This is a genomic window from Paenibacillus ginsengarvi (genome assembly GCF_003626695.1).
GTDB classification, from domain to species: Bacteria; Bacillota; Bacilli; order Paenibacillales; family NBRC-103111; genus Paenibacillus_AB; species Paenibacillus_AB ginsengarvi.
In genome coordinates, this window is sequence record NZ_RBAH01000014.1 from 16,730 (window position 1) to 30,341 (window position 13,612).

At 49.0% G+C, this 13,612-nt stretch carries 14 protein-coding genes; 6 read left to right on the forward strand and 8 right to left on the reverse strand.

The window, feature by feature from the left end; translation table 11 throughout:
• Positions 1–6 precede the first annotated feature (6 nt).
• The 3 genes from D7M11_RS19020 to D7M11_RS19030 form a co-directional block, all read right to left on the reverse strand.
• On the reverse strand, positions 7–447 hold the full coding sequence (locus tag D7M11_RS19020) for a YdeI/OmpD-associated family protein (RefSeq protein WP_240041202.1): 441 nt from the start codon (positions 445–447) through the stop codon (positions 7–9).
• Between the two features lie 315 nt (positions 448–762).
• On the reverse strand, positions 763–2,304 hold the full coding sequence (locus D7M11_RS19025; protein WP_120748836.1) for an ATP-binding protein: 1,542 nt from the start codon (positions 2,302–2,304) through the stop codon (positions 763–765).
• A 177-nt stretch (positions 2,305–2,481) separates the two neighbouring features.
• On the reverse strand, positions 2,482–2,775 hold the full coding sequence (locus D7M11_RS19030; RefSeq protein ID WP_120748837.1) for a YuiB family protein: 294 nt from the start codon (positions 2,773–2,775) through the stop codon (positions 2,482–2,484).
• 237 nt (positions 2,776–3,012) lie between these two features.
• Between D7M11_RS19030 and hemQ the strand changes: the two genes are divergently transcribed.
• On the forward strand, positions 3,013–3,759 hold the full coding sequence (gene hemQ / locus D7M11_RS19035; RefSeq protein ID WP_120748838.1) for a hydrogen peroxide-dependent heme synthase: 747 nt from the start codon (positions 3,013–3,015) through the stop codon (positions 3,757–3,759).
• 113 nt (positions 3,760–3,872) lie between these two features.
• On the opposite strand, the gene sda is transcribed toward hemQ, so the two are convergent.
• Positions 3,873–4,004 (reverse strand): sporulation histidine kinase inhibitor Sda, encoded by a 132-nt coding sequence (gene sda, locus D7M11_RS19040; RefSeq protein WP_120748839.1) that lies wholly within the window; start codon positions 4,002–4,004, stop codon positions 3,873–3,875.
• Complete coding sequence (locus D7M11_RS19045; protein WP_120748840.1) at positions 4,001–4,234, reverse strand: hypothetical protein; 234 nt, start codon at positions 4,232–4,234, stop codon at positions 4,001–4,003. The genes sda and D7M11_RS19045 overlap by 4 nt, the downstream gene beginning before the upstream one ends.
• Positions 4,235–4,569: 335 nt before the next feature.
• On the opposite strand from D7M11_RS19045, the gene D7M11_RS19050 reads away from it, so the two are divergent.
• Positions 4,570–5,538, forward strand: coding sequence for a helix-turn-helix transcriptional regulator (locus tag D7M11_RS19050; protein ID WP_120748841.1), 969 nt, complete (start codon positions 4,570–4,572; stop codon positions 5,536–5,538).
• Positions 5,539–5,600: 62 nt separating this feature from the next.
• Here the strand turns inward: D7M11_RS19050 and D7M11_RS19055 are convergent, their stop codons facing one another.
• Positions 5,601–5,792: a hypothetical protein gene (locus D7M11_RS19055; protein ID WP_120748842.1), complete on the reverse strand. Its 192-nt coding sequence runs from the start codon at positions 5,790–5,792 to the stop codon at positions 5,601–5,603.
• 1,343 nt (positions 5,793–7,135) lie between these two features.
• On the opposite strand from D7M11_RS19055, the gene D7M11_RS36485 reads away from it, so the two are divergent.
• The gene (locus D7M11_RS36485) at positions 7,136–8,194 is read left to right on the forward strand and encodes a sensor histidine kinase (protein WP_205127080.1); all 1,059 of its coding nucleotides are present in this window, start codon (positions 7,136–7,138) and stop codon (positions 8,192–8,194) included.
• A 104-nt stretch (positions 8,195–8,298) separates the two neighbouring features.
• Here D7M11_RS36485 and D7M11_RS36175 read toward each other — a convergent pair whose 3' ends face one another.
• Positions 8,299–8,481 (reverse strand): hypothetical protein, encoded by a 183-nt coding sequence (locus D7M11_RS36175; RefSeq protein WP_147433459.1) that lies wholly within the window; start codon positions 8,479–8,481, stop codon positions 8,299–8,301.
• Between the two features lie 1,197 nt (positions 8,482–9,678).
• On the opposite strand from D7M11_RS36175, the gene D7M11_RS36490 reads away from it, so the two are divergent.
• From D7M11_RS36490 to D7M11_RS19080, 3 genes are read left to right on the forward strand one after another with little or no spacing between them, the layout of a single operon-like run.
• On the forward strand, positions 9,679–10,896 hold the full coding sequence (locus D7M11_RS36490; RefSeq protein WP_158606717.1) for a sensor histidine kinase: 1,218 nt from the start codon (positions 9,679–9,681) through the stop codon (positions 10,894–10,896).
• Positions 10,893–11,552 (forward strand): response regulator transcription factor, encoded by a 660-nt coding sequence (locus D7M11_RS19075; RefSeq protein ID WP_120748846.1) that lies wholly within the window; start codon positions 10,893–10,895, stop codon positions 11,550–11,552. The genes D7M11_RS36490 and D7M11_RS19075 overlap by 4 nt, the downstream gene beginning before the upstream one ends.
• Positions 11,552–12,550, forward strand: a complete 999-nt coding sequence (locus tag D7M11_RS19080; RefSeq protein WP_120748847.1) for a polyprenyl synthetase family protein — start codon at positions 11,552–11,554, stop codon at positions 12,548–12,550. The genes D7M11_RS19075 and D7M11_RS19080 overlap by 1 nt, the downstream gene beginning before the upstream one ends.
• A gap of 181 nt (positions 12,551–12,731) precedes the next feature.
• Here D7M11_RS19080 and D7M11_RS19085 read toward each other — a convergent pair whose 3' ends face one another.
• Complete coding sequence (locus D7M11_RS19085) at positions 12,732–13,598, reverse strand: helix-turn-helix transcriptional regulator (protein ID WP_120748848.1); 867 nt, start codon at positions 13,596–13,598, stop codon at positions 12,732–12,734.
• Between the last annotated feature and the right edge of the window lie 14 nt (positions 13,599–13,612).

A 13,612-nucleotide genomic window follows, 5' to 3' on the forward strand; every position in this document is an offset into this window, starting at 1 on the left:
GCGAAATTATAAAATGGTTTGCAATTCCGTTATCGCTTTTTGCAATTGAGCCGCTCTGCTCTTTGCCGATGTTGCCTTCAGAAGCGGAAGGAGAATCGCATATTGTGCGGTCTTATTGAGCCGGCTGTAAGCTTGTTTAGCCTGATCATGGTGTGCAAGCGCTGCTGCAAAATCCTGCGGAATCGCAACGTTCTTCTGCGATTCATAGGCAGCGCCCCATCTTCCATCCGCCTGTGCTCGGTGGATCTCAGCATAGCCCGGTGCTTTCATTCGTCCGGTCGCCATTAATTCCTCTGCTTTTCCCACGTTAACCATGGACCAAGGGCTTTTGGAGCGCCTCGGCGAATACCGTTGCAAGTAATAGGCCTCATCGAATGCTCTACGGTGACTATCGATCCATCCGTAACAAAGAGCTACATCAAGCGCTTCCGGGATCGTCACCGACACGTTTGGCGAACCCTTCTTAGCTATTCTGAGCCACACTTCATCTCGTTGATCGTAGTGGCTCGAGAGCCACTATTCCCAGCCCGCAGCGTCAGTAAAGTCAAGGAATTCCACTGAATTGGTTGTTGCCACCTTGCACCCCCTCCTTAAACTTCCGTTATTATCCCTTCCCCTCCCTTACTATACAAAAGAAAATAAACGCAGTATTACAAAAAACCGCAGTAACCGGTATGGTTGGAAAAGAGTTCCCCTAATGAATTTCCGATTGGGACTCCCTGGTGCAGGAATATTTGAAGCGCGGCGGCTCGCAGTGCTTGGTTACATTTCCGATCCCGAGTACGATGCTTTCAGCAATGCCTGCTGCAAAGTACTTTCGACGACCAGCTTGTCTTTGACCGTTTCACTTAAATCCAGGATGATTTTCGCCAGCTTCGCGCTGATTCCGGTGACGACGGCCTGGCAGCCGAGAAGATTGATTCCCTCGATAATACGGACGATTTTGAGAAACACGTCAGCGCTCGTCAAAGCGGCTCCGGACATGTCAATAAATACTTTTTGAATATTTCGCTTTTCAATTTCTTCCAACATCTTCTCTTCGATCGTATGGATCCGCATCTCGTCCAGAGTACCAATCAAGGGCAGCACGGCGATCTGGTTATAGATAGGGATGATCGGAACGGTGAGCTCGTCGATGATGGCCTGCTTCGATTTGATGACACCGTCCCTGTATTTGGTGAAGACGACGTTAAACTGGATAATAAAATTGTCCAAGGCGTCGTTGATACGTTCGGATAAATCAAACACTTCCTCCGGCGTAATGCCGGCGGCTAAATGATATTGGCGGAGCAGCGACCATATTACCTTTCTCAAAGCATAAAACCACTCCATCTTCGTCATGATCGGCACGTCGGACTTCGCCCAAGCGATCCCTCTTTCTTGAGCCAGCTGTATGATTTCCTGCGTCATACCGTCATGGACGAGCGACAAAATCTGATTCGCATGGTCCAGCAAATCCTGCGTCGATACAAATTTAAGCGAAGCAACGATTTCGAAGCTATTTTGCGCTTCTATTTCCAATGAACGATTGAACAGTTGACGATTGGCCTCAAAAAACTGCCTTACATCCATAGTTTTATCGAAAACCGGCTTCATTTGCTCATGACTCTCCAAACGATCCGTCGTTGGAATCCGAATTGTAAACTTAGTGCCTTGGTTTTCCGTACTATCCACATAAATAGTCGCTTTATGCTCATGAAAGGTACTGTAAACTTGTGATAAGCCGAGCCCGGTACCCGAATCCGTTTTCGTGGTGAAAAATGGGGTCCCCAGCTGCGACAATTTGTCGCTCGGGATTCCTTTGCCCGTATCGCTAATCGAAATACATACGACATCGTTCGACCGGTAATGTTCGACCGTGATTGTTCCATTTCCTTCTATGGCCTCATACGCGTTTTTCAATAAATTAAAGATTGCCCGCTTAAGCTGATTCCGCTTTCCGAAAATTTTGGAACTCGTATTATAGAAACGCTTCTCCACTTGAACCCGGTACATCTCATGATCAAACAGCGACAGCGTATTTTCAAGAATTTCGCACAAATTGACAACTGTAAAATTCTCTTCGTTCGTCTCCGGCTTGGAAACGGATAGCAAGTTTTGTACCGTGGAAATGGCCTGCTCCAATTCGGAGTTGATGATTTCCCAGTAACTGCTTTCGTGCTCCTTCTGCATGAGCTGTAAAAAGCCTTTGACTGATGTGAGCGGATTGCGGATCTCGTGAGCGATACCGGCGGATATTTGACCAATTGCAGATAGTCGTTCCAGGTCGCTTACTCGGTTTATCTGTTCCTTCTTGTCAAACATAGTTGTACCACCTTCCTCTCCAATGTTCACATTTTGTTTTTTACAACAATTTGATTATATCTGTGAACCTATTGGTTTACGAGAGGATTGCTTTCGCCGCTAGGATCATTTCATTGGCGAAAATCATGGCTAGGCGCGAAAACAAAAAAGCTTCTCCTTAGCGGAGAAGCCTTATGTTCAGAACATTTTGTAGCCGCGCACCCGCAGCATCTGAATCGTCTTGCCGCTCAGAATCGCGCCGGCCAGCCCGCTGACAAACAGCAGGTATTCGCCGAATTTGAGCCCGACCAGATGCCCCCATAGCGATTCGGAGTTCCAGGCCCAGTACACCAGCATACCGATGACGGCAGCCACGTACAAATAAATGGGAAAATGGGTCGTTTTCAGCAGCATGTTGAAGATGAAGCCGATCCCGTACATGAGCACGAAGACGAGCACCAGCAAGATGACCAGCTGGATGATGTCGATCATAGTTTGAGCCTCCCGAGCATTGCAAAATCATCACGTCCATTGTAGTGGAAAGCAGCCGCGAAGTAAAGAGAGCTTCGGCAATCGTCAGGAAAACGTCAATTGTTCGAACCCAAAAGCGCAGACAGCGGGATCAGGTGAATGATTTCGCTTCCGGATATTTGCCCTTTGGCAAACGATTCGCTACAATAAATGCGAAATCCGAATTACGGAAGCGGACTTACGAGAGGAGTGGCAACTGTGAGTGAAGCGGTACAAACGTTAGACGGCTGGTATGCCCTGCACGATTTTCGCGCGATCGACTGGAATGCATGGAAGAAGCTCTCTGCCGAGGAGCGCGCCAAAGCGGAGGACGAGCTGTACACCCTACTCGGTCAATGGAGCGAGACGGAGCAGCAGAAGCAAGGCAGCACTGCCTTCTACTCCATCGTCGGCCAAAAAGCCGATTTCGTCTTTATGCATTTGCGTGAAACGCTGGAGGAGCTGAGCGAGCTCGAGAATGCGTTCAACAAGTCGACCTTCGCCCAGTATACGATTCCGGTTTATTCTTATGTGTCCGTCGTGGAACTGAGCAGCTATATGGCGAAACCCGGCACCAATCCGATGGAAGATCCGGAAATTATGGCCAGGCTCAAGCCGATCCTGCCAAAAGCGAAGCATATTTGCTTCTATCCGATGAACAAGCGCCGCTCCGGCAGCGACAACTGGTACATGCTCAGCATGGAGGAGCGCCGCGGCTTCATGCGCAGCCATGGCATGATCGGTCGCAGCTATGCGGGCCGCGTCAAGCAGATCATTACCGGATCGGTCGGCCTCGACGACTGGGAATGGGGCGTTACGCTGTTCTCCGACGATCCGCTAACCTTCAAAAAGCTGGTGTACGAAATGCGTTTTGACGAGGCGAGCGCCCGGTTCGGCGAATTCGGCGCCTTCTACGTCGGCAACCTGCTGGATGCGGACAAATGCAGCGTCATGCTTCGCGTTTGACACTCCACACGGCCTTGAAAGCTAGCACCGCTCATGCGAATATGCAAATAAAGCCCGATCCGCGAAGGATTGGGCTTTTATCTTTTCCTGTCCGGACGTTTCATCCGCCAAGGTTATCGCATCGGAATTTCCAGCTTGCGCTTTTCGATCTCTTTGCGCAAAATCTGGATAAAGTCTTCGTCCAGCTTCCACTGCACCGATTGAATGTAACATTCCACCAGATGCTCATCTTTGAGCAGTCTCATCGTGTACCCTCCCATTGCCAAGCATCCGGATTGCTCTCCATTTCCCGGATGGCCGTATCCGTAATTCGTTTGAACGTTTGTGCTTTTTCCAATATTTCACGGGACATGTTCTGCAGAAACAGATCGCGTTCCCCGTTTTCCGATGACAAGGCAAGTCGATGCTTGTTATTATGCAACACGGTTTGAATCGCGAGTTCAAAGAAACGTTCATTTTCATGATTTACGTCCATCGTTTGTCACTCCCTATCCGGTCATCGTGTAGCAACACATTTGCTTTCACCAATTCCATATTTATACACCTATGTTAACCAAGATTAAGCCGGACGTCAGCGCAAACCTGTTGCATTCGAACGCAAATCGGTTTGCACTCGAATGCAAACCGGCTCCCAGCGCGGGTTCCAAGGGTGGGAATGCCTCCGGGCGCAGAAAACGAATAACGAGCATCCCGCTCACCCGGCAATCGACACAACCGAAAAACGCATGGCAAAAAACAACCTATCGCCCTCGAAAACGCGATATAATGTAACTATGGCATCATTAACGAGCAAAGGATCGGGATAACGATATGGCAAAAGCGGATCAGTTGCTTACCGTGTTATGGCTGCTTCGATCGAGGAGCCGGATGACGGCAGAGCAAATAGCCGAACAATTGGAGACTAGCGTAAGGACGGTATACCGGTACATCGACGCCCTGTGTATGAGCGGCGTACCAGTAGAGGCGGAACCTGGACACGGGGGCGGGTATCGTCTTCCTCCGACATTTCGGGAAGCGCCGCTTTTTTTCAGCATAGACGAACTGAAAGCGATGGTTCATGCGGGGCGTTTTGCGGAGCAGGCCGGCTATCCGTACATCGAGCCGCTTCGGCAGGCTACAGGGAAAATGCAGAGCCGGCTCAGCGAGGAGCAGATGGAGCAGCTCCAGCGGCATACGGCCGGTTTCGAGGTTATGCAGCCCAGCGCCCGGCAGACGGATGAGCGCACCCTGCAGGAGTTGGAACAGTCGGTGGCGGCAGGCCGCACCGTCACGATCCGATACGGGAAGCCCGACGGCTCGGAGCCCGAGGAGCGCAAAGTGAATCCGTACGGGCTCGTGCACCGGATGTTCCGCTGGTACTTGATCGGACATTGTCATCTTCGCGACGATATGCGCATCTTCCGGGCCGACCGCATCGACGGTGTCCGACAGACAGACGATACATTCACGAGGCCCGCTTCGTTCTCGTTGCGCGACTTTGTCAAGGAGCGGTTCGAAAGCGGACCGGAAACGGCGGACGGCGAAACGCTGCTGACGATCCGGCTGCAAGGCGAGGAGCACGCAATCTCCATTTTGGCTGACAACTGGTATATGCGCAGCCGCATCACCGCACAATCGGCTACGGAACTGACGTTTACGCTGGACGAGGCGACCATGAACGGCTTTATCCCGCGTTACCTGCTTTCGTTCGGAACGCAGGTGCGGATTATGGAGCCCTTGGAGCTGCGTAGGCAAGTGGCGGAGCTCGCGCGCGAGCTGGCGGAGTTTCATGGGGATTAGGGAGTTTGAGGCTAATAAAGAAGCCGGGTCCAATGAAGGACCCGACTTGAGCTCAAAATTGCTTATATCCAGTAGCTCATTGTACCTACTTCTTGTTTTTGAACCTTTACTTCGTTGAACAGTTTGTGTTTAATGGCACGTGTTTCTTTCTTCGAAAGAGAGAAGCTTTTGGATACGCTATCAACGTTGATAAGACTGCGTTTGACAGACTTGACAGCACCCATCAAATCTTGCGACCAGACAACCCCTTGCATAGATCCAACCTCCATATATTTATTTACTGTATTAAGTATATCTCAGTCCCTATTTTATTAAAAGATGGAGGATTAGAATGAAGAAGAAAATTTTTGCTGTTATAGTCCTATTTGTTTTAGTCACACAATCTTGGTTTGCTTATTTAATGATAAAATATCCCTATATAGGCGTAAACGTCCAACTGAAGGACGGTCAATGGGTCATTACTACCTTAGATACCGATAGTGGGTCCAAATATTTGGACGTGAGGCTTGGGGATATTGTACTTTCCATAGACGGGCTACTTCCAGAAGAACACTCTACCATCAGAAAATGGGATGCCGTAGAACAAGTTAATTCGTTTGTCGTACAACGAGGAGAGGAGATTCATACCCTCTCTACTTCACATATTGCAAATGCAGTACAGCTCGACATTGTCACTTTATTTTACGAGGTAATTTGCTTCACAATCGCAATTCTACTATACAACAGGGTTTCTTACTCCAAATCGGCTATTTATCTTGCACTTGTATTCTACAATATAGGCATAACGTTTATGGGAATAAGTGCTTCAGTTAGAGGTGATGTATTAGGGAAGTTGCTCGTCACCAACTCCCTCCTACTTATTCCTATTGTTTTTTTGAATTTTTTGATCGTTTTTTTCAAAGAAAGAAAACTTGTTTCAATATCTGAAAAACCGATACCTTACTTGTATTTTGTGACTTTGCTTGGATTTACAGCAGAGCTTATTATTTGTTACTTTAATGATTCGATAGCAAAAAACACGTACGCGATTATGAGAAATTCCAGTCTTATTCTATTCCTGGGAGGAATACTGGTCAATTTTGGCATTTTAACAAAATTATACTTCAAGCATAGAAATACCTTGTCCGATGAATCTACTGTCTTACGTTCAGTCTGGATTGCTTTGTTCGTGTCGTTTTTCCCAATCATTTTCTTGTCGTTTATCCCCAAGATTTTGTTCGATGAAGAGTTTATATTTTCAATTTATACAGGATTCTTTGTATTGTTTTTCCCTCTAACTTTTGCCTATTTAATAGTTTCGAAAAAGCTTTACGATATTGACTTTATTTTTCGTAGAATGCTATTTACCGTCATTGCCTCACTATTACCCAGTGTTTTAATAGTCGCCGTTGTCCTGGCTATTTTCAATAGCAGTGTTTTCCATAAACAGACGCTATTTATGTTTGCTGCCATTGTAATTATTTTAAGTTTTGTCCTCTATTCTATAGAACACATGTACACACGATTGGAAAGATTCATGTTTCCTCGAAAGCACACCCTACAAGCCGCGTTGAAACGAATATCCAAAGACCTTACCTCCACATCCAGCTTTCGTGAGTTGAAGGACTTGATTCTATTAGATATCGTCAACACCCTTCAGGTATATGGAGGAGCGATCGTATTCAAATACAGAGATAGCACAGAAGTTATTAGCGAGGGAGAAATCGACCGAGCCAAGATCGAGAAAACGATCGGTTTGGATCAGGCTGGCGAACACTCCGAGCTGATGTTCTTTGAAATTACGAACCACGAGGAGTATACAAGCTTTCTCGTCATGACCCGCAAAAAATCGAATACCCGGCTCGGGCTCGAGGAAGTGCAGTGGCTCAATCTGATCATTTCGTATCTCGCCGTCAGTCTCGAGAACGTCTACTTGATCCGGAAGCTAACGGACAAGCTTAACAGTCTCGCCTCGCATCTTCCCGGCGAACAGGGTGCGAGCGACTTCAACTGGTTCCGCAAGCTCTCGTTCGAGCTGCAGGAGCGCGAGCGGGTGCGCATCGCCACCGATCTGCATGATACGACCATGCAGGATTTGTTCTTCCTGAAGCGCAAGCTGAAGGCGCTCGGCGAGAAACACACCTTGTCTTCGGAAGTGAATGACGGCATACAAAGCTTGATCGAATATATCGAGATCATTAACGTCAATTTGCGGCAAAACTGCTTCGATCTACATCCTTATTTGCTTCAAGAAATCGGGCTCGTGCGCACGATCGAGAAGATCGTCGAGCGAGAATCGTACTCTTGCCCGTTTCAAATCCGTTTCGACGCGGTTGGCGTGCAGATGATCGAACGGAAGGATTTGGAATTTAAGAGGCATTTATTCCGAATCGTACAGGAATTGCTTAATAACGCGAAGAAACATTCTGAAGCGACACTTGTGAGCATCCGGTTAACGGCCAGCATGGGGTATTATGTGCTGCATTACAGGGACGACGGCGTCGGCTTCGACCCTTCCAAGCTCGCCGCGCCCGATATAGGGACCCCAGGTGTCGGGATGGAGCAACTGCGCAGCCGTATTCTACACATGGGAGGGCATCTCGAGCTGGCAGCCGCTCAGGGCTCCGGCGTCGATATCCGCATCTCGTTTCCGATGAAGGAAGGGTTGATTGCATGAAGAATACGGGGATTATGGGGGTGTACAGTGAAGAAAAAAAATGTCGGAATCCCGCGAGGGTTTCCGACACCGTAATACTAAATTCCAGCTTCTTTGCGATGGTCTTACATCCAATGACTGAGTACTTCTACCTTTTGTGCTTGTGCTTTGTTGGGTACGCCAGCTACGAGAGCTTTCGTTTCTACTATTGAAAGAGATGACCCATTGATGTTTCTCTTAGATGTATTTTCATTTTTGAATTGCTTTACAGCTTCCTTAAGATTACTCGACCAAACGATACCCTGCATCCTTCAGTCCCCCTCAGAAAAATGATCTTACTATAGTAAGTATAATCCATTTTTCCTATTAAATGAAGGTGGTAGAATGCAGCAATGAATAAAAAAATACGTTCATTATTTCTATTGGTATTCTTTATAGTAGCTCAAAGCTGGTTTCTAATCGTGTTGATTAAGTACCCGTATATAGGTATAAATGTCCAGTACGATAACGGCCAATGGGTTATAAAAAATTTGGACATAGACAGCGGTTCTACACGACTCGACTTAAATGTCGGAGATATTATTGTGGAAGTCGACGGCAAACCGCCGGAAAAAAACGTTTTAGTAAGAAAATGGGACACGGTCGAACAAGCATTTTCACTTGTCATAAAACGAGACGGAATTTCTAATGCCGTTGATATATCCAAGACTAGGAGCGCCATCCAGCTTGATCTGATTCCCATCGTTTACGAGATTATTTGCTTTACGATCGCCTTACTGCTCTACAATAAAGTTGCAAATTCTAGATCGGCTAATTACTTAGCCTATGTTTTTTATGTAATTGGCGTAACGTTTATGGCCTTGAATCCGTCAGTTCGAGGCGATACTCTAGGAAAAGTGTTGATCGCGAACGGGCTACTACTCGTCCCTATCGTGTTTTTGAATTTTTTGATCGTTTTTTTTAAAGAAAAAAGGATCGCCAACATTTCGTCAAAACCGTTAAAGTACATCTATTATTCTATTTTGATTGAGTTCTGCTTATGCAGTGCAATCATATTCCTATCTGACAATTATATCGCCAAACAAACTTATTTCTTTTTGCGGTTTACTTGCCTGCTTCTTTTTTTAATTGGTATTTTGTTCAATTTTGTTATTCTGACCATACTATATTTCAAACACCGAAAGAAAGTATCCGACGAGTCCACAGTCCTTCGTTTTGTGTGGATTTCTTTGTTTGCCTCTTTCTTTCCGATTCTGTTCCTTTCATTTATACCAAAACTATTAATCGGTGAAGAATTATTTCTGTCAACATATTCAGGATTTTTCGTGCTCCTATTCCCGTTAACCTTTGCTTATTTGATAGTATCCAAAAAACTTTACGATATAGATTTTATGCTTCGCAGACTTCTTTTTACCGTTATTATATCCATTTTGCCGAGCTTCGTCGTGGTTATGGCCGATATTGCTGTTTTTCAAAAAGAAATGTTTCATAGGCACACGTTATATATGTTTATCATCGTACTGATCATTCAAACGATCGTTCTATTCTCTGTCGAGCACATGTATACCCGGCTCGAACGCTTCATGTTCCCTCGTAAGCATTTGCTGCAAGCCGCTCTTAAAAAAATATCAAAAGATCTGATGTCGACGTTCAGCTTTCGCGAGCTGAAAGACCTCATCCTCCTCGATATCGTCAACACGCTGCAAGTATATGGAGGGGCGATCGTTTTTAAATACAGAGACAGCACGGAGATTATTAGCGAGGGAGAAATCCATCAAGCCGAAATCGAGCGATTGATCGGCCAGGCTTATCCTGAAGAACACCCCGATCTGATGTGCTTCGAAATTAACCGCCACGAGGAGTATACGAGCTTTCTCGTCATGACTCGCAAAAAATCGAATACCCGGCTCGGGCTCGAGGAGGTGCAGTGGCTCAATCTGATCATTTCGTATCTCGCCGTCAGTCTCGAGAACGTCTACTTGATCCGGAAGCTAACGGACAAGCTTAACAGTCTCGCCTCGCATCTTCCCGGCGAACAGGGCTCAAGCGACTTCAACTGGTTCCGCAAGCTCTCGTTCGAGCTGCAGGAGCGCGAGCGGGTGCGCATCGCCACCGATCTGCATGATACGACCATGCAGGATTTGTTCTTTCTGAAGCGCAAACTGAAGGCGATCGGCGAGAAGCACGCCCTGTCTCCGGAAGTGAGTGACGGCATACAAAGCTTAATCGAATATATCGAGATCATTAACGTCAATTTGCGGCAAAACTGCTTCGATCTACATCCGTATTTGCTTCAGGAAATCGGACTTGTGCGTACGATCGAGAAGATCGTCGAGCGGGAATCGTACTCTTGCCCGTTTCAGATCCGTTTCGACGCGGTCGGCGTGCAGATGATCGAACGGAAGGATCTGGAATTTAAGAGGCATTTATTCCGAATCGTGCAGGAATTGCTTAATAACGCGAAGAAACATTCTGAAGCGACACTTGTGAGCATCCGGCTGACGGCCAGCATGGGGTATTATGTGCTGCATTACAGGGACGACGGCGTCGGCTTCGACCCTTCCAAGCTCGCCGCGCCCGATATAGGCACCTCCGGGGTCGGGATGGAGCAACTGCGCAGCCGTATTCTGCATATGGGAGGGCATCTCGAGCTGGCGGCGGCTCAGGGCTCCGGCGTCGATATCCGCATCTCGTTTCCAATGAAGGAAGGGTTGACTGCATGAAAACATTCAAGACGATCATCGTGGACGATCACCCTGTCGTAGCCCGTGCGACCAGGCACATTTTGGAGCAAATCGAGGGGATCGTCATCGTAGGCATCGCCGGAAACGGAGAAGGCTGCCTGGCGCTTGTCGAAGAGCATCAGCCTGACCTGCTGTTTCTCGATTACCATCTGCCGGACCATTATGGCAGTATCGTGGCGGAGCGGGTCAAACGGATTTCGCCGCATACGCATATCGTCATCTTTACCGGCATCGACGTGGCCGACATGTACAACCATTTGATCGAAATCGGCGTCAGCGGCATTTTGTCCAAAGAATCCGGCGAGACGACCATTCAAAATATCGTTCGCTGCATCCTGGACAACCACACGATGATTCCGCTCCCGATCTACCGGCAGATGAGGCTGGCGGGCCGGCAGATCGGCCCGGACGATGCGGAGCATATCGAGCTGTCCGCCGACGAGGTCGTCATCATGACGCTGCTCGTCAAAGGTTATACGCACGAGCAAATCGGCGAGCATATTCATGTCAGCAAACGGTCCGTGGACAATTATTTGAAAAAAATATACGACAAGCTCGACGTTCCGACCCGCATCCAGGCTATCGAAAAATTCGTGCGGAGTCCGCTATACACCGAGCGGCAGGAGGACCATTAATGCAGGCAACGCTGTTGCATGAAATCGAACAAACGATCGATCGTCTCGTCCCGGTGCCTTCGTTTAACGAATTGCTCAAAACATTCGTCCGCGACAAAGCCGGGGAAACGTCGCGCTGGGGCGAAATGACGCGGCACGTCCATCACATGTTCGGCGGCTCCTCCGCCTATATCGACCGGGTTGCCGCCCTAACCGAGCTGCTCGTGCTGGCGCTGGACATCGCCGACGACTTGCAGGATCAGGATAACGCCGAGAAAAGCTGGATGAATTGCCCGCCGGGGCTGTCGCTTAACGCCGTCATGGGTCTGCTGATGGGAGCTGTTGGCGAACTGGGACGTCTTCAGCAGGAGTATCCTGAACAATCGTTTCCTTCGCCTGGCGAAGTCGGCCTTATCGTTATGAACGCGGTTAACGGACAGTACCGCGACCTGGTGGGCGACATCGTATCCGAGCAGGATTATATCTCCGTCGTTCAGCAAAAGTCCTGCATGCTGCTGAAGCTGGCGTATTATATGGGCTATGGCGGGCTGCCGGACGCCCCTGCCATCGAACCGCAGATGGACCTCCTGGCCGGTTATATCGGCGTCGTTTCCCAACTCTCGAACGATCTCCGCGACGTTCTCCGGTACGACGTCAAGAACGATCTGCTGCACAAGAAGCAAACGCTCCCGATCTTGTATTTGCTTGGCGACGAAGAAGACGAATTTACGCTTATCCGCGATTATTACCAAGGCCTGGTTGAACGAGATGTCTTCCTGAAAAACAAGATCGCGTGCCTGGATTACATTCGGGAATCGGGCTGTGTGGAGTATACCGAAGTGATCAAATCGCTATTCCTGCAAAAGGCCGAGGAAACGTTCGATTCGATCGACGCCCCCGATCCGGAATGGAAGGAACGGTTCCGCACGCTCATTCTGGGCAGCCGGGAAGCGGAGCTGGCGACGGAAACCGCAGAAGCCGAAGCAGCCGCCTCCCGTGAGGTGGCGGGTGGCGAGTGATCCGCTTCGCAAAGTAACGGCGTACATAACGGCGAGGCGGGCGGGTACACGCTCGCTGCTCGTCTTCGAAGAAGAAGGCTACGAGCATCTCGGGCTGCAAGTGCCCAGAGGAACGGTTAACGAGGGCGAATCGCTCGATAGCGTCGTGCTGCGGGAAATCCGGGAAGAATTTACCGCCCGATCAGTAAATCCGCATAACCGAAGGGGCGGGCTCATGCCTGCTATCCCTGTACTCCGTAGGTGTGCCCCCGACGAGCCGTTTGAACACTTTGGCGAAATAGCCGGGCGTCTCGAAACCGGTCAAACGGGCGATATCGGCAACGGGGAGCGAGGTCGTCGACAGCAGCGAGACGGCCTCCTCCATCCGCACTTTGTTCAGATACGCGATCGGCGACATGCCGATTTTGCGGTGAAATTGTTTACAGAAGTGATATTTGGACAGCTTCTCTTCGTTCGCGATGTCCTCCAGCGTAAGCGGCCGGTGATACTGTTCGTTCATGAATAAAACGGCTCGCGGAAAAACAGCCTCATGATGTGGCAGCTCGGGCTTGCCCGGCCGGGCGGCTTCGTCCCACACATGCAGCAGCCACTCGTAGATGCGCACCGACTGATCGACCGCCCCTCCCAGCCTCCCGCCTTTGACGTCCCCGTACAATTGAAACAGCAGCCGAATCGGCTTGCTGTCCCTCTCGAACGAAAGTACCCGTCCGCGGTTGCATAACTGCTCCCAATAGGTAGCCGCCAGCTCCCCGCCGAAACGAATCCAGAGCACCTCCCACGGCTTGCCGCTCGAAGGCTCGTAATAATACCGGTGATCGCCGGGAATCTCAACCAGAAAAGCTCGATCCTTCGGAACCGGAAACAGCCGTCCCTCCGCCTCCAAATAACCGCTGCCGGAAAGCGTGTATTGAAACAACATCCCTTCCGCGTTTCGGCGCAAGCCGTGAAAATCGTAGCCCGGTTCCTTCACGACCTGATAGCCGATCGAATAAATGCGCAGCAGCCCCGGAACGGGATCCGTGTAACGAAATCCGAACGATGATAGCACAATATTTTACCCCT

What these genes read in the sequence shown, in the direction of transcription:
- D7M11_RS36175 (WP_147433459.1), bottom strand. Translation starts at nt 8,481, where the DNA reads ATGCAGGGTATCGTTTGGTCGAGTAATCTTAAGGAAGCTGTAAAGCAA.
- D7M11_RS19055 (WP_120748842.1), bottom strand. Translation starts at nt 5,792, where the DNA reads ATGCAAGGGGTTGTCTGGTCGCAAGATTTGATGGGTGCTGTCAAGTCT.
- D7M11_RS19030 (WP_120748837.1), bottom strand. Translation starts at nt 2,775, where the DNA reads ATGATCGACATCATCCAGCTGGTCATCTTGCTGGTGCTCGTCTTCGTG.
- sda (WP_120748839.1), bottom strand. Translation starts at nt 4,004, where the DNA reads ATGAGACTGCTCAAAGATGAGCATCTGGTGGAATGTTACATTCAATCG.
- D7M11_RS19050 (WP_120748841.1), top strand. Translation starts at nt 4,570, where the DNA reads ATGGCAAAAGCGGATCAGTTGCTTACCGTGTTATGGCTGCTTCGATCG.
- D7M11_RS36490 (WP_158606717.1), top strand. Translation starts at nt 9,679, where the DNA reads ATGTTTATCATCGTACTGATCATTCAAACGATCGTTCTATTCTCTGTC.
- D7M11_RS19045 (WP_120748840.1), bottom strand. Translation starts at nt 4,234, where the DNA reads ATGGACGTAAATCATGAAAATGAACGTTTCTTTGAACTCGCGATTCAA.
- D7M11_RS19080 (WP_120748847.1), top strand. Translation starts at nt 11,552, where the DNA reads ATGCAGGCAACGCTGTTGCATGAAATCGAACAAACGATCGATCGTCTC.
- D7M11_RS19075 (WP_120748846.1), top strand. Translation starts at nt 10,893, where the DNA reads ATGAAAACATTCAAGACGATCATCGTGGACGATCACCCTGTCGTAGCC.
- D7M11_RS19025 (WP_120748836.1), bottom strand. Translation starts at nt 2,304, where the DNA reads ATGTTTGACAAGAAGGAACAGATAAACCGAGTAAGCGACCTGGAACGA.